General features: G+C 43.4%; 23 protein-coding genes. All 23 read right to left on the bottom strand.

Going from position 1 to position 24,003, the window contains the following annotated elements:
• Positions 1-41: 41 nt before the first annotated feature.
• Positions 42-248: a YlzJ-like family protein gene (locus ACFOGI_RS08790; RefSeq protein ID WP_390271500.1), complete on the bottom strand. Its 207-nt coding sequence runs from the start codon at positions 246-248 to the stop codon at positions 42-44.
• Positions 245-991, bottom strand: coding sequence for a ClpP family protease (locus ACFOGI_RS08785; protein ID WP_390271498.1), 747 nt, complete (start codon positions 989-991; stop codon positions 245-247). Before ACFOGI_RS08785 ends, ACFOGI_RS08790 begins: the two co-directional genes overlap by 4 nt.
• A gap of 163 nt (positions 992-1,154) precedes the next feature.
• The gene (dapA, locus tag ACFOGI_RS08780) at positions 1,155-2,021 is read right to left on the bottom strand and encodes a 4-hydroxy-tetrahydrodipicolinate synthase (protein ID WP_390271497.1); all 867 of its coding nucleotides are present in this window, start codon (positions 2,019-2,021) and stop codon (positions 1,155-1,157) included.
• A gap of 6 nt (positions 2,022-2,027) precedes the next feature.
• Complete coding sequence (gene dapG, locus ACFOGI_RS08775) at positions 2,028-3,272, bottom strand: aspartate kinase (RefSeq protein ID WP_390271494.1); 1,245 nt, start codon at positions 3,270-3,272, stop codon at positions 2,028-2,030.
• A 12-nt stretch (positions 3,273-3,284) separates the two neighbouring features.
• A complete protein-coding gene (gene asd / locus ACFOGI_RS08770) occupies positions 3,285-4,331 on the bottom strand; it encodes an aspartate-semialdehyde dehydrogenase (RefSeq protein WP_390271492.1) in 1,047 nt (348 codons plus the stop codon).
• Between the two features lie 66 nt (positions 4,332-4,397).
• Positions 4,398-4,988 carry a dipicolinate synthase subunit B gene (gene dpaB, locus ACFOGI_RS08765; RefSeq protein WP_390271490.1) on the bottom strand — a complete coding sequence of 197 codons (591 nt, stop codon included), beginning with the start codon at positions 4,986-4,988 and terminating at the stop codon, positions 4,398-4,400.
• The gene (dpaA, locus tag ACFOGI_RS08760) at positions 4,979-5,869 is read right to left on the bottom strand and encodes a dipicolinic acid synthetase subunit A (protein ID WP_390271528.1); all 891 of its coding nucleotides are present in this window, start codon (positions 5,867-5,869) and stop codon (positions 4,979-4,981) included. The genes dpaB and dpaA overlap by 10 nt, the downstream gene beginning before the upstream one ends.
• Before the next feature lie 156 nt (positions 5,870-6,025).
• Positions 6,026-6,262: a YlmC/YmxH family sporulation protein gene (locus tag ACFOGI_RS08755; RefSeq protein ID WP_390271488.1), complete on the bottom strand. Its 237-nt coding sequence runs from the start codon at positions 6,260-6,262 to the stop codon at positions 6,026-6,028.
• A gap of 112 nt (positions 6,263-6,374) precedes the next feature.
• On the bottom strand, positions 6,375-7,595 hold the full coding sequence (locus ACFOGI_RS08750; protein ID WP_390271486.1) for a M16 family metallopeptidase: 1,221 nt from the start codon (positions 7,593-7,595) through the stop codon (positions 6,375-6,377).
• Between the two features lie 25 nt (positions 7,596-7,620).
• Positions 7,621-8,565 carry a polysaccharide deacetylase family protein gene (locus tag ACFOGI_RS08745; RefSeq protein WP_390271484.1) on the bottom strand — a complete coding sequence of 315 codons (945 nt, stop codon included), beginning with the start codon at positions 8,563-8,565 and terminating at the stop codon, positions 7,621-7,623.
• Between the two features lie 179 nt (positions 8,566-8,744).
• Positions 8,745-10,859: a polyribonucleotide nucleotidyltransferase gene (locus ACFOGI_RS08740; protein WP_390271482.1), complete on the bottom strand. Its 2,115-nt coding sequence runs from the start codon at positions 10,857-10,859 to the stop codon at positions 8,745-8,747.
• Between the two features lie 127 nt (positions 10,860-10,986).
• Positions 10,987-11,256 carry a 30S ribosomal protein S15 gene (rpsO, locus tag ACFOGI_RS08735; RefSeq protein ID WP_390271479.1) on the bottom strand — a complete coding sequence of 90 codons (270 nt, stop codon included), beginning with the start codon at positions 11,254-11,256 and terminating at the stop codon, positions 10,987-10,989.
• A gap of 137 nt (positions 11,257-11,393) precedes the next feature.
• On the bottom strand, positions 11,394-12,341 hold the full coding sequence (locus tag ACFOGI_RS08730; protein ID WP_390271477.1) for a bifunctional riboflavin kinase/FAD synthetase: 948 nt from the start codon (positions 12,339-12,341) through the stop codon (positions 11,394-11,396).
• Between the two features lie 18 nt (positions 12,342-12,359).
• Complete coding sequence (truB, locus tag ACFOGI_RS08725; RefSeq protein ID WP_390271475.1) at positions 12,360-13,247, bottom strand: tRNA pseudouridine(55) synthase TruB; 888 nt, start codon at positions 13,245-13,247, stop codon at positions 12,360-12,362.
• A 75-nt stretch (positions 13,248-13,322) separates the two neighbouring features.
• Positions 13,323-13,664 carry a 30S ribosome-binding factor RbfA gene (rbfA, locus tag ACFOGI_RS08720; protein ID WP_390271473.1) on the bottom strand — a complete coding sequence of 114 codons (342 nt, stop codon included), beginning with the start codon at positions 13,662-13,664 and terminating at the stop codon, positions 13,323-13,325.
• 94 nt (positions 13,665-13,758) lie between these two features.
• Positions 13,759-14,037 (bottom strand): DUF503 domain-containing protein, encoded by a 279-nt coding sequence (locus ACFOGI_RS08715; RefSeq protein WP_390271471.1) that lies wholly within the window; start codon positions 14,035-14,037, stop codon positions 13,759-13,761.
• The gene (gene infB / locus ACFOGI_RS08710) at positions 14,037-16,178 is read right to left on the bottom strand and encodes a translation initiation factor IF-2 (protein ID WP_390271469.1); all 2,142 of its coding nucleotides are present in this window, start codon (positions 16,176-16,178) and stop codon (positions 14,037-14,039) included. The genes ACFOGI_RS08715 and infB overlap by 1 nt, the downstream gene beginning before the upstream one ends.
• A 19-nt stretch (positions 16,179-16,197) precedes the next feature.
• Positions 16,198-16,494 carry a L7Ae/L30e/S12e/Gadd45 family ribosomal protein gene (locus ACFOGI_RS08705; protein ID WP_390271467.1) on the bottom strand — a complete coding sequence of 99 codons (297 nt, stop codon included), beginning with the start codon at positions 16,492-16,494 and terminating at the stop codon, positions 16,198-16,200.
• Positions 16,484-16,768, bottom strand: a complete 285-nt coding sequence (rnpM, locus tag ACFOGI_RS08700) for an RNase P modulator RnpM (RefSeq protein WP_390271465.1) — start codon at positions 16,766-16,768, stop codon at positions 16,484-16,486. The genes ACFOGI_RS08705 and rnpM overlap by 11 nt, the downstream gene beginning before the upstream one ends.
• A gap of 12 nt (positions 16,769-16,780) precedes the next feature.
• Positions 16,781-17,890 carry a transcription termination factor NusA gene (nusA, locus tag ACFOGI_RS08695; RefSeq protein ID WP_390271462.1) on the bottom strand — a complete coding sequence of 370 codons (1,110 nt, stop codon included), beginning with the start codon at positions 17,888-17,890 and terminating at the stop codon, positions 16,781-16,783.
• A gap of 15 nt (positions 17,891-17,905) precedes the next feature.
• Positions 17,906-18,376, bottom strand: a complete 471-nt coding sequence (gene rimP, locus ACFOGI_RS08690; RefSeq protein ID WP_390271460.1) for a ribosome maturation factor RimP — start codon at positions 18,374-18,376, stop codon at positions 17,906-17,908.
• 266 nt (positions 18,377-18,642) lie between these two features.
• A complete protein-coding gene (locus ACFOGI_RS08685; protein ID WP_390271458.1) occupies positions 18,643-19,512 on the bottom strand; it encodes an STAS domain-containing protein in 870 nt (289 codons plus the stop codon).
• Between the two features lie 155 nt (positions 19,513-19,667).
• Positions 19,668-23,951, bottom strand: coding sequence for a PolC-type DNA polymerase III (locus tag ACFOGI_RS08680; protein WP_390271456.1), 4,284 nt, complete (start codon positions 23,949-23,951; stop codon positions 19,668-19,670).
• Positions 23,952-24,003 lie beyond the last annotated feature (52 nt).

Here is a 24,003-nt window from a genome sequence, read left to right as displayed (position 1 = left end):
TCCGTTAGGTTGGCTCATTTTTAGTAAGGTGACTTGCTTGACTATCCTATAATGCTGCCTGGGCTGAACGTTTCATCCATATAATCCTGTGGATTTGTTGAAAGCAGTTGAAGAACTTGATAAGAACCATCTTGCTGTCTCTCAGCGTAAACAGACCTTCCTTGAATGGATAGCAGGTGTTTATTGGTAAATTGTTCTGCTTGCTGCGGATAGATGTCATACTCAGAGAGAGGGGTATAATGGATCATTGGATCACCTGATTTCCTGCTGTTTCCTGTGTACCTATCATCTCATTGACTTTTTCCATTGCTTCCTTCACTCCGCCTATTCCATCAATCAAACCATATTCAACGGCATCTGTTCCCACTACATTGGTTCCAATATCCCTGGTCAGGTTGCCTTTAGCAAACATTAGATCCTTAAACTTTTCTTCCGGGATATCGGAGTGGTTTACTACGAAGTTAATTACCCTGTCCTGCATCTTATCCAGATATTCAAACGTTTGCGGAACTCCTATGACCAGACCATTCAAGCGGACCGGATGAATGGTCATGGTTGCTGTTGGAGCAATATAAGAATGGTCCGCGGCTACAGCGATCGGCACTCCAATCGAGTGGCCACCTCCTAAAACGATGGAAACCGTCGGCTTGGAAATGGAAGAAATCATCTCTGCCAATGCAAGACCTGCTTCCACGTCTCCCCCTACTGTATTCAGCAAAATGATCAGACCTTCAATTTTCGGGTTTTGTTCTACTGCGATCAATTGGGGTAGCAAGTGTTCGTATTTTGTCGTTTTATTTTGAGGAGGAAGCTGTACATGACCTTCCACTTGGCCAATGATGGTTAGAACATGAATATTGGAATCCGGCGCCTGTGCTACATTAGATGAACCTAGTTGCTGGATTTTTTGTACTAAGGCAGAGGAATTCTGCTTATCCCCCTGATTCTGATCTTGGTTCGGGTTTTCCTTTTTATCCGTTTCATTATTCATCTGCGAACAACTCCCTTTAAATTGAAATCAATATGTTTTTAGTATGTGCGTATCATATCGGCTTCATGCAGAGAGTACATCGCGCTTTTTTATAAAGCGCTGGTTCCGAGACGAAAGTAAAAATTTAAATATAAAAAAATACCGGCCTCTCAGCCGATATTTTTTAGCTATCAAGCAGTTGTTTCAATTCTCCTCTTTCCTGTTCGGTTAAATCCAGCAGTGGTAGACGGACTCCGCCTGTATCCACGCCTTTCATTTGAAGAGCTGCTTTGGTAGGCGCCGGGGATGGCTGCTTGAACAAACCTCTCATCAGAGGAAGCAATTGACGGTGCAGTGCTGCAGCCGTTTTATAGTCGCCATTAGTAAAAGCCTTGACCATCTGCTGTAGTTCATTCCCTGCCACATGGGATGCTACGGAGATCACCCCATCAGCCCCGATGGAAAGCAATGGAAGTGTCAACCCATCTTCACCACTGTAAACCGTGAAATCATCTGGTGTATTTTGAATGACCTCTGAAGCTAAATCAAAGTCACCTGATGCCTCTTTCAGCGAAACGATATTATCGATCTTGCTCAATTCTACAATTGTTTCTGCGTCCACTTTGACAACAGAACGTCCAGGAATATTATACAACACAACAGGAAGAGTAGTTGCCTCAGCAATTGTTTTGAAGTGTTCATACATTCCCCGTTGTGTCGGTTTATTATAATACGGTGCAACAATCATGACAGCGTCTACTCCGATTGCCTCCGCTTCTTTGGTCAGCCCCACGGAGGCATACGTATCATTGCTGCTTGTTCCAGCGATGACAGGAACTCTTTTGTTGACTACTTTGACCACGTGTTTAAATAGGTCGATTTTTTCCTGAATAGAAAGAGTCGGTGATTCACCGGTTGTTCCATTGATCACCAGACCTTCTGTCCCATTCTCCAATAAATACTCAATTAGAATGGTGGTTCTTTCCAAGTCCATTTTACCTTCTTCATTGAATGGTGTAACCATTGCTGTCAAAACCTTGCCGAAATCCATTGCATATCACCCTTCTTTTGCATTTCTCGATTTCTCCATACTCAAGCCGAACACATCATGCAGCGCATTGACTGCTTTCTTCAAATCTCTATCATGGATTAGAATCCATATTGTGGTACTGCTATCAGCAGACTGCAGGATCTGTATTCCCTTATTGGTTAATGCCTGCACCATTTTAGAAATTACTCCGGGAATACCTGCCATCCCAGCTCCAACTGCTGATACCTTCGCACAATTTTCAGTTACAACCGGCTGAAACCCTAAATTTTCCAGTATGCCGACCGCTTTCTCTGTATAGATATCGGGAACAGTATAAATGACATCACGAGGCGAAATATTGATGAAATCAACAGAAATTCCCGAAGCGGCCATCGCTTTAAAAACCGCCGGTTGCAGATGATATGCTTCTTCTTTTTTTGCCGGTACCCTAATCTGTGTAATGTTAGTCATATGAGCAATCCCTGTAACGGTTCCATCCCCAGGTTGCATATGCCCCTTCCTATGAAGGGAGGAAGTGACAAGGGTTCCCTCATCTTCCGTATAAGTGGACCTTATCCTTACTGGTATATCAGCCTGCATGGCAATTTCCACTGCCCTTGGATGTATGACTTTGGCACCTTGATAGGCCAAGTTGCAAATCTCCTGATAGGTGACCACGTGAAGCGGTCTCGCTGCATCTACGACTCTAGGGTCGGCTGTCATGATTCCATGAACATCCGTGAAGATATCGATATATTCGGCATCTAAGGCGGCACCGAGAGCAGCTGCTGTCGTGTCGCTGCCGCCCCTGCCAATGGTAGTTATTTCGCCGCCGATCGACTCTCCCTGGAATCCGGCAACGACAATCACATCATTTTGCTTCAACTCTTGCAGTATACGTGACGGATTAACTTTTTTTATTTTTGCCCGAGTAAAATCCTCATTAGTTAATATGCCTGCCTGCGGGCCGGTTAATGCCATCGTACGAATCCCCTCTTTCTGCAGTTCATTCGACAGAACTACTGACGAAATGACCTCTCCGCAGGACATGAGCAGATCCATTTCCCGGTTTCCGGCTGCATGGGCAGGGTAATCAACCAATCCAAGCAACGTATCTGTAGCATAGGGATCAGGATTCCTTCCTAATGCAGATACCACCGCCACCAGCTTATATCCTTCCTGTAATGCAGCTTTAATATGTTTGATGACATGTTCTCTGTTTTCCTCTGATTTTACAGAAGTACCACCAAATTTTTGTACTAATATCTGCATTATAACACTACCTTACAGCCATTTATTTTGAATCAGACTCTGTGCAATCTGGATCGAGTTCCATGCAGCTCCTTTCAGCAGGTTGTCGGATACTACCCATAGATGGAAGCCGTTCTTCTGATCCAGATCCTTTCTCACCCGGCCGACAAATACTTCCTCTTTGTTTTCAGCACTTAAAGGAGTCGGGTATGTTTGACTTGCCGGATCATCTTCCAAAACAACACCATCTGCTCCCTTTAGTGCTTCCCATAGGTCAGCCACTTCAAGTCCATCCTTTTCTACTTCAATATATACACTTTCTGCGTGAGAGGTGAAAAACGGCAATCTTACACAAGTGGCTGCTACATTCAACTCAGGAGCATGCATGATTTTCTTTGTTTCGTTTATCATCTTCATTTCTTCAAACGTATATCCATTTTCCTCAAATACATCAATTTGCGGAAGCGCATTAAATGCGATCGGGTAATGCTTTTCTTCTCCTTTTACCGGCAGAAGCTCCGCCTTCATTTCTTCCCCGTTCAGCTTCGCCTTCGACTGCTCTTCCAGTTCTTTGTTGGCTTCATTTCCGGCACCGGACACTGCCTGGTACGTAGAAACAATGACTCGGTCAAGGCCAAAGGCATCTTTGATCGGTTTTAAAGCAGCTACCATCTGGATGGTCGAACAATTCGGATTGGCAATGATTCCATTATGTTTGGCTATGTCCTCATTATTCACCTCAGGTACAACCAACGGTACATCTTCGGTCATACGGAAAGCACTTGTGTTATCCACCACTACTGCCCCGCGTTTCACTGCTTCAGGCGCCAATTTCTTTGAAACGGAACCGCCGGCAGAGAATAAGGCAATATCAATACCATCAAAACTTTCCGGTGTTGCAGCCTCTACTGTTAACTCTTTATTTTGGAAATTTATCTTTTTCCCGGCTGACCTTTCAGAAGATAATAGTTTCAGTTCATTAATTGGAAAGTCCTTAGCATCCAGAAGGTCGATGATCTTCTGTCCAACTGCACCTGTAGCCCCCACTACTGCTATATTAAATGTTGTTTTTTCTGTCATGTACAAAACTCCCTTTCCTATGAAAAATCAAAATCATCAGTTCTTAGCATATTATTCTATCATATATTAGGCATTATGAGTAATGATTACAGGCTGAATTTGTTTTCCTTTTAGCGCAAATTCGACAGTTTCCGGCAATTTCTCCATATCAGCTACCAATGAATTCGGTTTATCATAGGGGTTATCCTGGCCATATGGAATAAAATAAATGAATTTGGTCGCCATCAGTTTCATCAAATTTACTCCATTGAGCCCTAAAGCATCATTGGTGGAGATGCCCAATACGACAGGCTGCTGATTACGGATCGTTGACTTAGCGGCCATTAAGACGGGAGAATCAGTTAACGCATTCGCCAGTTTACTTAAGGAATTACCAGTAAGTGGAGCAATCACCATACAATCCAACGGGTCTTTGGGACCAAATGGTTCTGCCTCCGGAATGGTGGAAACTACTTTTTTTCCTGTGATTCTTTCGAGTTTGTCGATATGATCTTGGGGTTTTCCGAACTTAGTGGTCGTATTTTTTACAGTACTGGATATTATTGGTATGACCTCTGCTCCATCGGCAATCATTTTTTCTATCTGCGGAAAGACCTTGGCATGCATATGATGTGACCCGGTCAATCCAAAACCTATCCGCTTGCCTTTCAATTCCATATGGATCTCCTTTCTTCCAATAATATTTGCTTGATAACATCGGCCAATATTTTCCCAGCCGTTTTTGGTGCCACGATCCCTGGAAGACTCCTTGCAAGGATGGCCTGGATTCCACGCTGTTTCGCATAATCGAAATCAGTTCCCCCCGGTTTGGAAGCTAAATCCAATATCAGGGCGTGCGGCGGCAAGTGCTGAATGGATTCCCTCGTTATTACAGGGGCGGGAATGGTATTGATAAGAAGGTCACAATTCTCGGCAGTTTCCTTCAGATTATCCAATGGTACAGCTTTCAGACCCATTTCACTTATTCGGGCCAAATCTTTACTGCTTTTGGTGCTTACACTTACCTCTGCACCCAAAGCGGCAAATTTGTTGGCTACAGTCTGGCCGACTCTTCCAAAACCGACCACAACCACTCTCGATGAGTGGATAGTATAGTCCGTGTGTTCAATGGCCATCATAATAGTCCCTTCAGCAGTCGGGATGGAATTGTAAATGGCTACGTCATCCCGCTCCAATAACGGTATTAATGATATGCCCGCTAGCTCAGCAGCGTTCCTCAAGTAATCATTCACGATGCCACTGAATATTACAGCATCCTTCTTCAAATCTTTCATCCAATCTTCCGTTAATTGAATATGCTGGTCAGAGAATACCGTATCAACGTTTCCTTCTGTATCGGTTCCAGTTATAGGTAGGATGACAGCGTCCAACTGATCTTGCTCCAATTCTGTAAAATCCATTTGCTTCATACCAGTAAATCCTTGTTCCAATTTATCGAAGCCCACCAGTATAATATCGGTGCCGGGTAGTTCCTGAAGCTGACGGATTAATTCGAGATATCGGGCATCTCCGCCTATTACAGCTATTTTATGTTTCATCGTCATGAGACCCCTCCAGACATTCAGCCTTTAATATTTCTTTATAGCTTATGAATTTCCACGCGGAGAGTGATAATGTTTTGTTAAAAATGCCGTAACTATGGGGCTATATCCAATAACTAAAAAACTCCGGCCCTGTTGCTGCCGGAGTATCGCTTATTCATCCAATTCGATCATAATCATGTCATCACCGATTTTCCGGATAGAATTCCAGTAAATCTTTCTTTCTTCTCCTTCTTTCTTGAGTCCGAACCATTTGTAATTAGGAAGGATCAAAGCTAAGATTTGGCCCGTATTCTCATCGATTTCCAGGTCCGTCTGTCCCAGTATGCCCAGCCTGGCCCCCTGATTAATGTTGACGATTTCCTTGCCGCTGACCTCTTTGTACCGCATGATTATCCCCCATTTTGGTCGTTTTCTTCCTATGTATATGCAGTAATAAGCCAGTCATTCTTTCGTTTCATTTTCTTCCTCGATAAAAAAAACCTGTGCAGGTACACAGGTTTTAATCAGCTTTCGGAGCAATCAACGCCGTGGAAGGAGATTGCTTGAAAATTCTCTCTATTACACGTTGAATGGATTGATGGTCCACTGCATCGATCTCTTCTACCATCTCGTCCAGACTCCGATGACGGTTCAACAACATCTCATTCCTTCCATTACGGCTCATCCTGCTGTTGGTGCTTTCCAAGCTGAGCATCAAATTCCCTTTCAGTTGTTCTTTGCTGTTCGTCAATTCCTTGTCAGTAAGTCCCTTTTCGATTAGATGGTCGACCGTCTGATCCATCGTATCCTGAAGCAAAGGGAGTTGGTCTTTTCCAGTACCAGCATAGATTGTCAACAGACCATTATCAAGAAAAGATGAGTGATAGGAAAAAACAGAATAGGCTAATCCTCTTTTTTCACGGACATCCTGGAACAAACGAGAACTCATACTGCCGCCGAGCACATTATTCATGACGGTAAGACTGAATACATCTTCATCCCCCACTGCCAATCCGTCATATCCTAGACAAAGATGTGCCTGTTCTGTATCTTTGTTCCGTTCAATTTTTTCAGCGATGAAATCTGGCTTTACCAACGCCGAGCTCGTCTTATTTCCTTGGTATGAACCAAAATAGCCATCCACTTTTTCTAAAAATGGCTGATCGACATTTCCAGCAATAGAGACGACAACATTTTCAGGTCTATACTGCTCCTCCATATAGTTCCTCAATGTGTCGGCTGTAAAGGACTTCAGCTGCTTTTCCGTACCTAGAATAGGGTACCCAAGCGGGTGCTCGCCATAAGAAGCTCTGGCTAAGAGATCATGGACAATATCATCCGGAGTATCCTCATACATCTTGATTTCTTCATATACTACTTTTTTCTCCCGCTCCATTTCTTCTTCATCAAAAGAAGAATGGAAAAACATATCAGCCAGTATTTCTAGTGCATACTCTTTATGGGTATCAAGCACCTTTGCGTAGAAACACGTATATTCTTTGGAAGTGAAGGCATTCACCTGGCCGCCAATAGAATCAAAAGCTTCGGCAATTTCTTGAGGAGATCTTTTATCTGTTCCCTTGAAGAACATGTGCTCTAGAAAGTGAGAAATCCCGTTATTGCGATCTGTTTCATTTCTTGAGCCGGTAAGGACCCAGATACCTATAGTTACCGAGCGTACTGAAGGTATATTTTCCATCACTATTCGAAGACCGTTTTTGCTTGTATGTTTTTCAATCATAGTTTCCCTCCTACATATAGATACCCTATCTTTCTTCTCTTAATAGCTTATCAATCGTATCGATCTTATAACCTCTACCTTTAATATTCTTGATCAACGGTTCCAGTCCTTCCACAATAGCCGGAGTCGGGTGCATCAGAATGGTGGCCCCTCTATGAATCCTGTCATTTACCCGGTTTATCATAACAGAAACAGATGGATTCTTCCAATCAATCGTGTCCACGGTCCACAGAATCGTCTCCATTTCCATCTGATGTGCAGTCCTGACCACTTCATCCGTATAATTGCCGCTAGGCGGCGCGAACCATTCTGGAGAAATACCAATTGTCGCTTTGATGATGTCATTGGTTCTGGAAATCTGTTCGGCAATATCTCCCGAGGAGAGCTTTCTCATGTCAGGATGATTATACGCATGGTTGCCAACAACATGTCCTTGTTCATGAATCATTTTCACGTACCCTGCATTTTCCTTTGCCCATTTTCCCTCGATAAAGAATGTAGCCTTTACGTTATTCTCTTTTAGTACCCGGAGAATATCGGGAATATGTTCCGTCCCCCACGATACATTGATCAAGAATGCAACCATTTCTTTGTCCGGATGGCCTCTATATATAGGAGAGGCGGGCAAATCCTTCAATTTCGTAGCCGGAGGAATCTGCTTGTATTCCAGAAGTGCCTCATCATAAGAGCCCTTTTCCTTCATCTTTTCATAGGATGCCTGTATGTCTACTTCCAATCCATTTCTACCTGGTGTCTTATGCCAAACTTGATCTATGTAGGCGTCTTGCGGCTTTTCGGCCAATTCTCTGCTTTTTTCCTGTATTTCTTGATATAAAGGATCCTCAGCAGACATGCTGGTTGATATGGCAGGAAATTCTGAAACGAAAAAGGGATTGTGGTTTATATCAAATGCTAAAGCCACAATAATGATAAACACCAGCAAATGAACAGCTTTTGAAAGATGACGCATGGCTATCCCCTCCTGTTAAACTTTATGTAAGGAAGGGACAAGGTATGCCATCTATTGTCTTCGATTGTTGCTGTATTTGCTTTAGAGAAGCCTCTTAAAAGGTACAGCCTGCCCCATGTACCGTTATAAATCCCAATAAAAAAAGAAACTGGAATCCAGCTTCTTGTTTTTAAGACATTTTATTGTTGGGCCTTCTCTGCTTCTTCTCTCTCTTCTTTCAGCACAGCTTTACGTGACAAATTAACCCGGCCTTGGCGGTCGATCTCTTTGACTTTAACTTTAATCTGATCACCGATGGATACAACATCTTCCACCTTATTGGTGCGTTCTTCCGCTAATTCGGAAATATGGACGAGTCCGTCTTTTCCTTTGAACAACTCGACAAACGCCCCGAATTTTTCGATACGCTTCACAGTACCCAGGTATATTTCACCAGCTTCTACTTCGCGAACGAGGTCTTCAATGATTTTCTGAGCTTTTCTGTTCATATCTGCATCGGTGGAAGAGATAAATACATTACCATCTTGCTCTATATCGATTTTCACACCTGTTTCATCAATAATCTTGTTGATCTGTTTACCGCTTGGTCCAATGACATCACGGATTTTATCCGGATTGATTTGCATCGTCAAAATCTTTGGCGCATACTCGGATAGTTCAGCCTTTGGCTGTTCGATGGTCCCTTGCATATGTTCAAGAATTTGCAGGCGGCCCGTTCTAGCCTGTTGCAATGCCTCCTGTAGTATCTCTCTTGACAGTCCGTCTATTTTGATATCCATTTGTAATGCGGTGACACCCTTCTCTGTACCGGCCACTTTAAAGTCCATATCGCCAAGGGCATCCTCCATGCCTTGAATATCAGTCAGGATAGAATAATCTTCTCCTGATTTGACAAGACCCATAGCAATTCCGGCAACAGGTGCTTTAATTGGAACGCCGGCAGCCATCATAGCTAAGGTGCTTGCACAAATACTGGCCTGTGAAGTGGAGCCGTTCGATTCGAGCACTTCGGAAACGAGACGGATGGTGTACGGGAATTCTTTTTCATTTGGAACTACTTTCTCCAATGCCCGCTCTCCAAGTGCGCCATGGCCGATTTCACGACGTCCCGGTCCTCTGATTGGTCCTGTTTCCCCAACACTGTATTGTGGGAAGTTGTAATGATGCATGAAACGCTTGGACTCTTCCAGATCCAATCCATCTAGAATCTGAACATCACCCAAGGCTCCCAGGGTACATATGCTCAATGCTTGTGTCTGTCCTCTAGTGAAAAGACCTGATCCATGCGTACGGGGAAGTACATTGATTCTGGATGACAGTGCACGGATTTCATCGAGGCCACGTCCATCCGGTCTTACCTTTTCTTTGGTAATGAGCCTGCGCACTTCCTCTTTCACCATTTTATCCAATACATTTTTCACTTGTTTGATAACATCCTCTTCCTCTTCTTCATAAGAGTCAAGAATTTCTTCTTTCACATTGCTGATTGCTTCTTCCCTTGCATGTTTCTCTTTCACCCGGATTGCCTCAGGCAATTTATCTTTTGCTTGGGCTTCCACCTGGGCGGCGATCTCTTCGTCAGTTTCGACCAAAGTTACCGGTGATTTAGGAACACCGACTGCTTGGACGATTTCCTCTTGGAACGCAACCAGCCTTTTGATTTCCTCATGGCCGAACATAATGGCTTCAAGCATCACTTCTTCGGGCACTTCGTCAGCACCGGCTTCCACCATATTGATAGCATCCTTGGTTCCTGCCACAGTCAACTCGATATCGCTCTGTTCCTCCTGCTCTATTGTCGGATTAATGACGAACTCTCCGTCAACCCTGCCGACATGTACCCCGGCAATAGGCTCTTCAAAAGGTATATCAGAGATGCTTAATGCAATAGAAGAACCGATCATTGCTGCAATTTCGGAGGAACAATCCTGATCTACACTCATTACAGTGGAAATGACTTGTACTTCATTTCGAAAACCATCAGGGAAGAGAGGACGGATTGGTCTGTCGATCAAACGCGATGACAAGATTGCTTTTTCGCTTGGTCGCCCCTCTCGTTTGATGAATCCTCCAGGTATTTTCCCGACCGCATAAAGACGCTCCTCATAATTTACAGTCAATGGGAAAAATGGCAGGTCTTTTGGTTCTTTGGAGGCTGTAGCAACGGATAGCACAGCGGTATCTCCATAATGGATCATACAGGCACCATTCGCCTGTTTAGCTAATTCGCCAACTTCAACGGTAAACGTCTTACCGGCGATTTCTGTAGAAAATAAGCGTTTTTCTTCTGACATTAATCAACGTGCTCCTTTCAGTAGAACATTCTCCACCCCATTTTATAGTTTATAACTTAAAATGTAAATTTTATGTAGGCTGGGATGTATACATATTAAAAAAAGCAGGATTTCTCCTGCTTTTTGCTTATCGACGTAGGCCGAGGCTCTTAATTAGTTCACGGTAGCGGGTAACGTCTTTTTTACGAAGGTAGTTCAGCAAATTACGACGCTTACCAACCATTTTCAAAAGACCGCGACGTGAATGGTGGTCTTTTTTATGAACACGCAAATGTTCATTTAATGTTGTGATCTCTTCAGTAAGTACAGCGATCTGTACCTCTGGAGAACCAGTGTCATTTTCATGAACCTTGTATTCATTGATGATTTCATTCTTACGTTCTTGTGTGATTGCCATCTGGTTCACCTCCTATCAATCTGTCTTATCCCCACTCCCCTAGCAAACGCCGGAGTTGCGATTTGCCAAGCGATGGTTCTACCTTGATAATCTTACCTTGTTTTGTACGGAAATGCAAGGGGAAAGCTGGAATTCTTTCATTCCATTCCATTGGCGGCGAAAAAGGAACGAATTTCACGCTCGTCCTGAGCAATACGCTCCACAAGTTCTTTTACCCCATTGAATCTCTCTTCTTCCCTGATATACCTGTACCATTCAACCTGCAGCATTTCTCCATAGAGGTCGTTATCGTAATCAAGAATGTTCACTTCGATGGATAAATCTTCCCTCTCTGCCGTGAAGGTTGGGTTGGTCCCAATGTTGGCCATCCCGTAATGAGTTGCTCCTTTATAGTTCACCTTTACTGCATAAATCCCTGGTTTTGGCAGCAGGGAATCATGGTCGACTTGCAGATTGGCTGTAGGGTATCCAATTTCTTTTCCACGTTGGTCTCCATGTATCACGAGACCCTCCAAGATGAAAGGCCTTCCCAGTAGTTCATTCGCCTGTTCCATCTCTCCTGATACCAACAGTTTCCTGATCCGGGAGGAACTTACTTTTTCTGAATCCATGGTTACCTTATCAACGGTGGTATGGGTAAAGAAACCTCTTGTATAATTTTCCAGGTTGTCCATGCTTCCCTGACCTTTATGGCCAAATGAATAGTCGAAACCAGCCACCATGTGTCTAATATTCAAACCGATAATAAAATGATCTACAAACTGCTGAGGAGAGAGGGAGGACAATTCCTTGTTGAAACGGATGATATACAGCCTGTCGACGTCCATCTGTTCCATTATTTCTTGTTTCTCTTTTAAGGTGGTCAGATATTTTACCTGGTCTGCCCCTTTCAACACTACTGATGGATGTGGGTGGAACGTGATGACCGCACTTTCCATCCCTCTCTCCCGGGCTTCAATAACAGCCGTTTCAATAACTTTTTGATGTCCTTGATGAACACCGTCAAAAAAACCGACGGCACTCACAGTTTCTGGCAGCTCTCCTTGTTCAAAAGAATGAGGATATTTCAATTCAAACGTTCTCAATATCTTTCACCTGCTTTTTCACACCTGAAAGACCCGGACCGGCTTGATTTGTCCGTTCTTCTCTGGGTGATTTTGATAGATTGCCAGTAATTCCCGGCCATGCATAACTCTGAAAGGATCCGTTTTTATCGGTTGCTCGGGCTTTTCTAATTTCCTGCCGTTTTCCACCTTTCTCTTGATACTCTCGTCTACTTGCAGTTCATCAAGATGGTCTACCCCCCTGAGTAAGGGGCAAAGCAGCTGTTCTTCCTTCTGATTCATAACAGCCTCTTCAATTTCCGTGAAACTTAAGCCATCTTTCTCATCAAATGAACCTGTCTGGGTGCGACAAAGATCGGACATATGGGCAGGATATCCAAGTTTTTCACCAATATTGACACACAACGTACGGATATATGTACCTTTGGAGCAGACAACCTTGAAACGGATCTTCTCTTCTTGCAGAGAAATTCTCTCTATTTCAAAAATGGTTACACTCCTTTTTGGCCGTTCCACTTCTAAATTCTTCCTGGCATATTCATACAGTTTTCTGCCGTTCACCTTGACGGCAGAATACATCGGTGGTATCTGAGTAATCTCTCCTTTGAATGATTGTAGCACATTATCCACCGTTTCTTCAGTGGGAAAATCGGTCACTGGCTTTCTTTCTATGATTTCTCCCTGATCGTCTTCCGTCTCTGTTGACCAACCGAGCTTAAGCTCCGCAATATATGTCTTTTTTGTATCGGTCAGGAAAGGAACGATTTTGGTAGCCTGCCCAATACAGATAGGAAGAATACCTTCTACCTCAGGATCCAACGTACCTGTGTGCCCCACTTTTTTAGTTTTGAATAATCTCCGAATTCGTACGACACAATCATGGGAGGTCATCCCTTTCGGCTTCCATAAAGGCAGAATACCGTGCATATCATCAGCCTCCAAAATGTAGTAGTTGCAGTAAAAATCTGACCCTATATAACCTAAGGTCAGATTCAGATGTCCCTATTTATTGAGATCTCGCAGAATGGATTCAATCCTATTGCCATAAGCATACGCTTCATCAAATTCAAAAGATAATTCAGGTGTCTTCCGCAGTCGAATACGTCGGCCGATCTCTGAACGGATGAACCCTTTAGCTTTAGCAAGACCCAGAAGTGTATCTTTTTTTTGCTGATCATCGCCCAGGACAGAAATGAAGATTTTGGCCTGCTGTAAGTCTCCGGTTACTTCTACATCTGTTACTGTAACAAACCCTACTCGGGGGTCTTTAATTTTTCTAGTAAGGATTTCTCCCAACTCTTTTTTCATCTGTTCTGCGACTCTGTTCGCACGCAAATCTGCCAACATTTTCACCTCATTCATTCGAGAATACTGGTTCCATTTACCTTATGATTGATCAATGAAGGGGAGGTCCCCTTCCGACCAATGGAATTGTAGGTCAGCGGCGCTCCGTGTTTGTAAGGGTTCTTTCCATCTCCGGATAAGAATCAATGACCCTCAACACTTCTTGAATGACTTTTTCGGCATGTGTGCCATCTGTAGAGATGGTTACTATGCCAATTTTAGTCCGCTGCCATAGATCATGATAATCCATTTCTGTCAGTGATATATTGAAATCTTTTCTAAGCTTGGAAAACAAGCGTTTGATCACTGACCGTTTTTGCTTCAAGGAATGCCCCTCATACAACATACATTCCACTTCTGCGTACAGGATCATTAGCGTGCAATCTCCTGCATGATAAATGCCTCGATAATATCGCCTTCTTTGATATCATTGAAGTTTTTAATGGTAATACCGCACTCGTAGTTTGTAGCAACTTCCTTCACATCATCCTTGAATCTCTTCAAGGTATCTATTTCACCTTCATACTGGACTACACCATTACGGATAAGTCTTACACCGGAATCTCTTGTGATCTTTCCTTCTGTAACATAACTCCCGGCAATGGTACCGATTCTGGAAACTTTGAAAGTCTCCCGTACTTCTGCCTGGCCAATCACTTTCTCTTCAAATTCAGGGTCAAGCATACCCTTCATTGCAGATTCAATCTCTTCGATGGCTGTGTAGATGACCCGATGCAGTCTAACATCCACTTTTTCCGATTCAGCCGCTTTTTTGGCATTGGCATCCGGACGGACATTGAAGCCGATGACAATGGCATTTGATGCAGAAGCAAGGATGATATCAGACTCGGTAATCGCTCCGACACCTGAATGGATAATCTTGATGTTTACACCTTCTACATCGATCTTTTGCAGAGAACCGGCCAGTGCTTCTGCTGACCCCTGTACATCGGCCTTGATAATGATATTGATTTCTTTCATATCTCCCTGCTTGATCTGCTCAAAGAGGTCATCAAGGCTCACTTTTGTCTGTTCCCCACGGTTTTCCATTATTTGTTTCTGTTGGCGGGCTTCTCCGATTTGTCGAGCTTTTTTCTCGTCTTCAAATACCAAGAATTGATCCCCTGCCTGTGGTACATCATTCAACCCGGTGATCTCAACCGGAGTAGATGGAGCAGCCTCTTTCACCCTTTGTCCAAGATCATTGACCATTGCCCGTACACGACCGAACGTATTTCCGACAACGATGGAATCCCCTACCTTCAGTGTACCATTTTGTACAAGAAGCGTTGCTACAGATCCTCTTCCTTTATCGAGCTGGGCTTCGATCACAGTGCCAAACGCTTGTGTATCGGGGTTTGCTTTCAACTCTTCCACCTCAGAGACAAGCAGAAGCATTTCCAGCAGATCATCAATCCCCTCACCTTTGATGGCAGACATATTGACAAATATGGTGCTGCCGCCCCAATCTTCGGGTATCAATTCATATTCAGTCAATTCCTGCATCACCCGATCTGGGTTTGCTCCTTCTTTATCCATCTTATTAACTGCGACGATAATAGGTACTTCAGCTGCTTTAGCATGGTTGATGGCTTCTACTGTCTGAGGCATGACACCATCATCTGCAGCAACTACTAATACCGCAATATCAGTCACTTGAGCACCACGGGAACGCATACTGGTAAACGCAGCATGGCCTGGTGTATCTAGGAACGTGATCCGCTTTCCATCATTCTCAATTTGGTAAGCACCGATATGTTGTGTAATTCCTCCTGCTTCACCGGCTGTTACCTTTGTATGTCGGATGGAATCAAGTAATGTGGTTTTACCATGGTCGACATGGCCCATGATGGTGACAACGGCAGGACGCTCCACAAGGTTGTCCGCATCGTCTTCTTCCCTGTATTTATCCAAATCGGTATCTTCTAGAATTATTTCCTTCTCTACTTCCACATTGAACTCTTCGCATATCAGTTCTACAGCGTCGTCTTCGAGGTCTTGGTTTTTAGTGGCCATCACACCCAGGAACATCAGTTTCTTGATGATTTCAGCTGATTCCTTGTTCAGTTTCTCGGCAAGTTCACTGACCGTCAATGTACCGCTATAAGTGATTTTCTCTGGTGTCGGTTTGGAAGCAGGTTTCTGGGCACTGGTGGTGGATTGGTCTTTTCTACCTTTATTGTTGCGCTGGTTGTTTTTCTGCTGGCCCTTCCCCTTTTTATTCTGTTTGCCAGAATGATTGCCTGACTTCCCTTTATTGTCCGGCTTTCCGCCTTTTTTATTCTGCTGGTTGTTAGGCCTGGAATCCTTACCATTCTTTCCCTGCTGCTGATTCTTTTCTCCGTTACCCGCAGGTTCAGGGCTGAATTTCTTGTCCAGCTTGGCAACTGTGTCATCTGATATTGTTGACATATGATTGGAAACTTCTATTTTTGACTCTTTCAGATAATTGATCACATCTTTACTTGCTATATTCTTTTTTTTGGCATATTCATATACTCGCATTTTGCTCATACGTTCACCCCCGAAATTATTACCCGAGCAGCGATTTAATTTTATCCGCAAAACCTGCATCTAAAATGGCAACAGCTACTCTTTGGGACTTGCCGATCGCGTGTGAAATAGTTTCCCTGTCATCCACTACCTCGACCGGTATTCCATATGTCTTGCATTTATCCGTAATCTTCTTTTTTGTCTGGGGCCCTGTATCATCGGCAAGGATGACCAGTTTCGCCCTCTTCTGTCTTATATCCTTCATTACAGCCTCTCCAGTGGAACACTTTCCTGCACGAAAGGCTAATCCAAGAATATTTAAATAATTATTTTTCATTCTCGACACGGTCTCCGGTGAGCTGTCTTAAATCTTCATAAATGGAAGCATCTACTTCTGCATCCAGTTGCCGATTCAACACTTTCGTCTTCTCCGCCTCGGCAATGACATCCAAATCCTTCGATAGATAGGCTCCACGCCCATTCTTTTTACCGGTCGGATCAACAAACACTTCGCCGTCTTTATTACGTACAATCCGAATCAATTCCTGCTTCGGTTTCATTTCATTAGTGACTAAACATTTGCGTTGAGGTATTTTCTTTTTCTTTGCCATAAGACTTCCTCCTTATTCAAACAAATCTTCTTCATTGTCAGAATAAGTCTCCTCCACTTCTGATTCAGCTTCTGTCAAGAGGCCTTCTTCCCTGGCTTCTGACTCACTTTTGATATCGATTTTCCACCCTGTCAGCTTTGCAGCAAGCCTAGCGTTCTGGCCACGTTTTCCTATTGCAAGGGAAAGCTGATAATCAGGCACAATTACTGTGGTGGCTTTCTCTTCTTCATCGACCAGGACTTCTACTACTTTGGAGGGACTGAGTGCATTGGAAACATATACCACCGGGTCTTCTGACCATTCGACGACATCAATCTTTTCACCTTTCAATTCATCGACGATCGCCTGGACTCGTTGGCCCCTTTGCCCCACACAGGATCCGACCGGATCTATGTCCGGGTCAGGTGCATGGACGGATATCTTGGATCGGTCGCCTGCCTCCCTGGAAACAGACTTGATTTCTACAATTCCATCATAAATTTCAGGAACTTCCATTTCAAACAAACGCTTCAACAGACCGGGATGTGACCTGGAGATGTAGATCTGTGGACCTTTGCTGGTATTTTCAACCTTGGTCACATACACTTTTAAACGGTCATGGATATTGTATTCCTCTGTTGGCATCTGCTCAGGCTCTGCCAATTTGGCCTCAATCTTTCCAAGGTTCACATAGATGAAGCGGGAATCCTTCCTCTGGATGATTCCTGTCATCACATCATCTTCCCGATCGGAATACTCACTGAATATCACACCTCGTTCAGCTTCACGAACACGTTGGGTCACAACTTGCTTTGCTGCTTGTGCTGCAATCCGGCCAAAATCTTTCGGAGTTACCTCTACTTCAATGATATCGTCCACTTCGTAATTAGGGTCAATTTTCTTGGCCTCTTCCAAAGAGATTTCTAATTGATGATCTTCCACTTCTTCTACCACCGTTTTTCTGGAATAAACAGCCATTTTGCCTGAATCTTCGTCAAGCTCAACCCTGACATTGCCTGCAGATTTGAAATTTTTCTTGTATGCAGAAATGAGTGCAGCTTCAAGTGCTTCCATCAAGACCTCTTTATCAATACCTTTTTCTTTAGCTAAATAATCAATCGCGTCAAACAACTGACTGCTCACTTTTATTATCCCCCTTTAAAACGTAACAGCAAGTCTCGCTTTTGCTATCTTATCAAATGGAATCTCCACCGTGCTTTTCTTTGTCTTCACTTTGTATTCAATTATTGCCGTATCATCAGAAAAACTGGAAAGAATCCCTTCATATTCCTTATTGCCATCGATTGGTTCATACAACTTGACATACACATTGCTGCTAATATTGGCAGCAAAATCTTCTTTCGTCTTTAATGGCCTTTCAACACCCGGAGAGGAAACTTCAAGGAAATAAGCATCCTTAATAGGGTCGGCTTCATCCAGCTTATTGCTAAGTTCTTCGGAAACCTCTCCACACTCTGCTATATCCACTCCACCTGGTTTATCGATATAGACACGGAGAAACCAGTTTTTTCCTTCTTTCACATATTCTATATCAACCAGCTCCAGCTTTTTCTCCGTGAGGATTGGCTGGATTAATTCTTCGGTTGTATTGACTACTTGAGAACTCAATATACATCCTCCTTCAATTCAACATTGTCATCTGATTCCATTACCCAAACAAGCAGTACATTCCCACCTAAACAATACAAAACCCCTGCCTGGAGATGTGGCAAGGGGGAAGGATAACTCAAAGTCAGGTCGAGGTATGAAGAAAGAGTGGGTGTCTGCCCACTCTTTAGCCGTTCGTATCATTACTTACCAAAAAAATTATATCATAACGGTTTTCATGATGCAAGCTTGGGAGTTGCTATTATTATATCCTACATGATCTCCCTTTAAACCAAATCCGTTATATTTCCGGTTTGCTCAGATATATCCTGTCGGAAGTAATTCTCCAAGGCCTTTTGCAGGGTTCCCCTAGCTTCCACTTTCTTGCTAAAGTCCATATCCACTTCCTGGATGCTTGTTACCACTTCTGGTCTCAAACCGGTAACGACCGCCCTGCATCCCATCATGGAGAGTCCATCCAAGAGTTTAAGGAAGTGTTGTGTAGCCTCTATATCCATCTCCGCTATACCAGAGAGGTCCATAATCAAGGTTCCCACACGCATTTTACCTACTTCTACCAGGACTTTTTCTTCTATGATTGTAGCACGGTAGGGATCAATCGTTCCGATCAACGGAAGGATACTGACAGAAGATGAGATGGGAATGATCGGAACAGACAGATTATCCACCAATTCTCGTTGGGATTCTATCAGTTCATCCTTATATTTGGAATAATGGATAAAAAATCCCTTGAAAAATTCATCTATAAGTGAATTTATTTTATATTCCATTTCATAGAATTGGTCCCCGTTATATCCTTTTTCTTTCTCTTCATCAAATTTAGAAAGGAAGTACCACATCGTCCTGCGGATGGTTTGCACCCATTCGAGTTTGAATGCTAAGGTCAATTGGTTCTTTGCCCAGGCAATACCTTCCTGTTTGGCAAAATCAACGACTTCCTGCTCCTTTTGCTCGACTACATAGAGTGCCAGTTTATGCGCATTTTCAATGAGATTGATATTTCCGATCAGCTTGATCTCTTCAATTTTATCCCTTACATTGACTGCTTCCGATAACAGCCTTTTCTCAAAATCCTCCCTGTTTTGTAAGAAGAATTCTTTCATATCATTATCAGGTTCGAAACTTTTTTCCCTCATTACAGCCACATCCTTCAGCATGTTATTCTCTATGGATTCAACAGACATCCAATCATATATACTAAACGCATGTTGTATTATAACACACTATCTTCTGTTGATTTAAACAGAAAGGGCTGCACAAGATGAACTGAATGGGTTGGAATAGTGTCAAATTAGAAAAGTGATAATTGATTTTTCTCAGCCATTCCTTCCAAACAGCCATGATTATCCAGATACTCCAATACTGTTTTGGATATTCTGCTCCGTTCACGGAGGTCTTCTTTAGATAAGAACTCTCCTTCTTCTCTAGCTTTGACAATGTTTAATGCTGCATTAGTACCCAGCCCTTCCACTGCATTAAACGGTGGAATCAACTGATTTCCCTCTACGATGAACTCCGTGGCGCTGGATTTATAGAGATCCACCTTGCTGAACGAATAACCCCTCTCAGACATCTCCAAGGAGATTTCAAACACAGTCAGCAAACTTTTCTCTTTAGGTGATGCATCATTGCCTTTGGACATGATTTCTTCTATCCGTTTTCTGATGGCATCGGATCCTTTTACCATGGTATCCAATTCAAAATCTCCCGCTCTGACAGTAAAGTAGGCAGCATAAAAGAGAATAGGATGATGCACCTTAAAGTAAGCAATACGGACAGCCATCAACACATATGCCGCAGCATGGGCTTTCGGGAACATATACTTGATTTTCTTACAGGACTCAATATACCAATCAGGTACACCGTTATTCTTCATCTCAGTAATCCATTCATCTTGCAGCCCTTTGCCTTTCCTCACAAATTCCATGATTTTAAAAGCAAGTGAAGCCTCAAGCCCTTTATGCATCAGATAGACCATAATATCATCACGGCACCCGATAACGTCTGGCAGTTCGCAAATCCCATCATTGATGAGGTCCTGGGCATTCCCCAGCCATACATCCGTTCCATGGGAAAGACCGGAAATGATAACCAGTTCAGCAAAGGTGGATGGCTTTGTATCTTCCAACATCTGTCGTACAAATCGAGTGCCGAATTCCGGCACACCCAATGTACCGGTTTTACAATTGATTTGACCGGGGGTGACGCCAAGCGATTCGGTACCAGAGAATATTTTCATCACTTCCGGATCATCAATCGGTATCGTCTTCGGATCTATCCCACTGAGATCCTGAAGCATACGGATGACTGTGGGATCATCATGTCCGAGTATGTCTAATTTCAACAGGTTATCATGAATGGAATGGAAATCAAAATGGGTAGTTCTCCATTCACTGGTGCGGTCGTCCGCCGGATACTGAATAGGTGTGAAATCGAATATTTCCTTATCTTCAGGAACAACAATAATACCGCCCGGATGTTGTCCGGTAGTTCGCTTTACACCGGTACATCCTTGGACAAGACGATCAACTTCGGCATTTTTATAAACAAGCTGGTGGTCCGAAGCATAACCTTTCACATACCCATAGGCTGTCTTCTCCGCGATGGTTCCAATTGTCCCTGCTCGGTAGACATTGTCCACCCCGAACAGTTCTTTAGTATAGTTATGGGCGGTCGGTTGATAAGCGCCAGAGAAATTCAAATCAATATCCGGAACTTTATCCCCTTTGAATCCAAGGAAGGTCTCAAATGGTATATCCTGTCCATCTTTTGTCAACTCTTCTCCACAGTTAGGACAAGCTTTATCTGCAAGGTCAAAACCGCTTCCCACCGAGCCATCTGTAATAAACTCATTGTAATGGCAACCCATACAGACATAATGGGGCGGCAACGGGTTCACTTCTGATATTTCCGTCATCGTTGCAACGAAAGAAGATCCTACAGAGCCCCGAGAACCAACAAGATAACCATCATCCAATGATTTTTTCACCAATTTTTGCGAAATTAAGTAGATGACAGCAAAACCGTTGCCAATGATGCTTTCCAATTCTTTCTCAAGCCTGTCTACTACAATCTTAGGGACTTGCTCTCCGTATATAGCCTTGGCACGATTGTAGCACAGGTCTCTGATTTCCTGTTCGGCACCTTCAATCGTTGGTGTATACAATCCGTCCTTCACAGGGGAAATATCCTCGATCTCGTCTGCAATGGCGTTTGTATTATCAATAACAATTTCCCTTGCTCTATCTGCTCCTATAAATTGAAAACTTTCCAGCATTTCTTCGGTAGTACGGAAAGGCGTATCCGGCAAAGTCTGGCGGTTCAGCGGATTACCTGCCTGGGACGCAATCAAAATCTGGCGGTACATTTTATCATGATCCTCAATGTAATGCACATTGCCAGTAGCAACAACTTTCTTATTCATTCTGCTGCCCATCTCTACCAGTTTAGAGAGGATATCCAGTATTTGGGCCTCATTTTGCACCAAGTCTTTTTCTACCAGGTGAACATAATTTGAAGGCGGCTGGACTTCGATATAGTCATAGAACTCTGCTGCCTGTTCAGCTTCCTCTGCTGATTTCTGCATCATTGTTTCAAAAACTTCACCCTTGTCACAGCCAGATCCTACTAGCACGCCTTCCCTGAACCTTTGCAGCAAGGAACGAGGCACCCGCGGAACTCGGTAAAAATAATCGATATGGGCATGGGATACTAATTTATAGATATTTTTCAAGCCTTCTTGCGTTTTAGCCAGCAGGGTACAATGATATGGTCGTGAACGCTGATAGGCATTCCCTTCTCCCATATGATCATTCAATTGACTATGATTGTGGATATCTTTGTTTAACAACCGCTGAACAAGCTTCCACAACAAATAGCCAGTTGCTTCCGCATCATAGATGGCCCTGTGATGTTGGGTCAATTCAATATCCAACTGCTTACAAAGTGTGTTCAATCGATGGTTTTTTAATTCTGGTAACAGAAACCTGGCCAATTCCAAGGTATCAATCACCGGATTTGTGGCTTTATCATATTCAATCCGTTTAAACCCTTGATTAAGAAAGCCCATATCAAAACTTGCATTATGGGCAACAAGAATATCATTTCCCATCCATTCGTGGAAGTCCTTCAATACCTGTTCCACTTCCGGTGCATCCTTGACCATATCATCTGTGATGCCTGTAAGATCTACGGTTGTTTGAGAAAGCGGATGATGGGGGTTGGCAAAGGATTCAAACCGGTCGACTATTTCCCCCTCATGTACTTTAACTGCTGCCAATTCGATGATCGTATCATAGACAGCAGAAAGTCCAGTGGTTTCCACATCAAATACTACATAAGTATCAGATGCCAGATCACGGTTCTGTTCATTGTAGGCAATCGGAACCCCATCATCTACGAGGTTAGCCTCCAACCCGTAGAGAACCTTTATCCCATTCTTTTCTCCTGCTGCATGTGCCTCAGGATAAGCTTGAACGCCGGCATGATCGGTGATGGCGACAGCCTTATGCCCCCACTCAGCAGCCTTTGACACCAATGCTCCAGGTGAAACCACTGCATCCATCTGGCTCATGGTTGTATGGGCATGCAGCTCTACCCGTTTATCTGTTGCTTGGTCTTTACGAGTTTCTACTTTCACCTCATGTATATCGTTGGCCATCATAGCAAGTTCGTTTGTATACATATCTGTTTGGATACTGCCTCTTGCCTTTATCCAGATTCCTTTCTTGACTGCGTCAAATTTTTCCGCATCTTCTTCCCCTTTGGAGAACATTTTTATTTGTAGGGAATCTGTATAATCGGTAGCCTTGATGATCAGGAGACTCCTTCCGGAACGAAGCTTTCGGACTTCCGCATCAAATATATAGCCTTGTACAGTAACCCTACGCTCTTCTTCTAGGATTTCCTCCATTTGGATAGATTCATCTTGAATCTTGTACCCAAGCATAAGAGGTTTATCCTCATTGGCAGATTTCTTCTTATCTCTCTTTTCTTTTTCCTGGACTGTCTTTAATACAGCTTGCTGGTCTTCCAACGCCTTTTGCTCTTTGAATTTCAGGATATCTGCCTGGTCCGCCTTCACTGAAACTTCCAACGAGTAAGACGCTGCACCAATCTTGCTGCAGTACTGGCGAAAGCTGTCCTCCAACCGCTTTTTGAGTGCTGTGGCCTCTGCTTCATTCCTGGCAGTTAACATAATTTTATTATTGTTTACTGAAGGTTTCTGTTCGTGGACAAGTTCTTTGTATGCCGGGGAGAGATTGGTGAGTGATTGGATAAAGCTGCTCCAATAGCTGCATATCATGTCTTCTCCGCAATTTTTATCGTCTGTTTCGATGGTCAAATCAACAGTGGCCATCTGCTGGAATTCTTCCTTCAGCTTTCCAAAAAGCAGATGGTAAATTTCTACAGGGAGTACCCGGGGCAGATGAATATGAAAATGCCAGGTTCTCTTACTCTTATGAACTTGAAGCTTATCCAGATATGCTCCATCAAAAAATTCTTGCCTATATTCATGGGGTATTTGCAGCTGTTCCAACAATACGTCCATTTTTTCCTTTTTTGAAATATCCATACGATCCCCTCCTGCTGCGAAACACAGCTGTAATGATGGAAACCCTTGCCAG

Origin of the sequence: Virgibacillus xinjiangensis (assembly GCF_042643145.1) — a bacterium.
Taxonomy (GTDB): Bacteria; Bacillota; Bacilli; order Bacillales; family Amphibacillaceae; genus Virgibacillus_O; species Virgibacillus_O xinjiangensis.
This window is presented reverse-complemented; position numbering and strand designations above follow the sequence as displayed.

Bases quoted from the DNA above. Each gene is read 5' to 3' on its own strand.
- ACFOGI_RS08750 (WP_390271486.1), bottom strand. From the start codon at position 7,595: ATGATTGAAAAACATACAAGCAAAAACGGTCTTCGAATAGTGATGGAA.
- ACFOGI_RS08715 (WP_390271471.1), bottom strand. From the start codon at position 14,037: ATGATCCTGTACGCAGAAGTGGAATGTATGTTGTATGAGGGGCATTCC.
- ACFOGI_RS08685 (WP_390271458.1), bottom strand. From the start codon at position 19,512: ATGAGGGAAAAAAGTTTCGAACCTGATAATGATATGAAAGAATTCTTC.
- asd (WP_390271492.1), bottom strand. From the start codon at position 4,331: ATGACAGAAAAAACAACATTTAATATAGCAGTAGTGGGGGCTACAGGT.
- rnpM (WP_390271465.1), bottom strand. From the start codon at position 16,768: ATGGCAAAGAAAAAGAAAATACCTCAACGCAAATGTTTAGTCACTAAT.
- infB (WP_390271469.1), bottom strand. From the start codon at position 16,178: ATGAGCAAAATGCGAGTATATGAATATGCCAAAAAAAAGAATATAGCA.
- ACFOGI_RS08680 (WP_390271456.1), bottom strand. From the start codon at position 23,951: ATGGATATTTCAAAAAAGGAAAAAATGGACGTATTGTTGGAACAGCTG.
- dapA (WP_390271497.1), bottom strand. From the start codon at position 2,021: ATGGATTTCGGCAAGGTTTTGACAGCAATGGTTACACCATTCAATGAA.
- dpaB (WP_390271490.1), bottom strand. From the start codon at position 4,988: ATGGAATTGAAAGGCAAGCGGATAGGTTTTGGATTGACCGGGTCACAT.
- dpaA (WP_390271528.1), bottom strand. From the start codon at position 5,869: ATGAAACATAAAATAGCTGTAATAGGCGGAGATGCCCGATATCTCGAA.
- ACFOGI_RS08755 (WP_390271488.1), bottom strand. From the start codon at position 6,262: ATGCGGTACAAAGAGGTCAGCGGCAAGGAAATCGTCAACATTAATCAG.
- dapG (WP_390271494.1), bottom strand. From the start codon at position 3,272: ATGCAGATATTAGTACAAAAATTTGGTGGTACTTCTGTAAAATCAGAG.
- ACFOGI_RS08745 (WP_390271484.1), bottom strand. From the start codon at position 8,565: ATGCGTCATCTTTCAAAAGCTGTTCATTTGCTGGTGTTTATCATTATT.
- ACFOGI_RS08785 (WP_390271498.1), bottom strand. From the start codon at position 991: ATGAATAATGAAACGGATAAAAAGGAAAACCCGAACCAAGATCAGAAT.
- truB (WP_390271475.1), bottom strand. From the start codon at position 13,247: ATGCACGGTATTCTGCCTTTATGGAAGCCGAAAGGGATGACCTCCCAT.
- ACFOGI_RS08740 (WP_390271482.1), bottom strand. From the start codon at position 10,859: ATGTCAGAAGAAAAACGCTTATTTTCTACAGAAATCGCCGGTAAGACG.
- rpsO (WP_390271479.1), bottom strand. From the start codon at position 11,256: ATGGCAATCACACAAGAACGTAAGAATGAAATCATCAATGAATACAAG.
- ACFOGI_RS08705 (WP_390271467.1), bottom strand. From the start codon at position 16,494: ATGAAAAATAATTATTTAAATATTCTTGGATTAGCCTTTCGTGCAGGA.
- ACFOGI_RS08790 (WP_390271500.1), bottom strand. From the start codon at position 248: ATGATCCATTATACCCCTCTCTCTGAGTATGACATCTATCCGCAGCAA.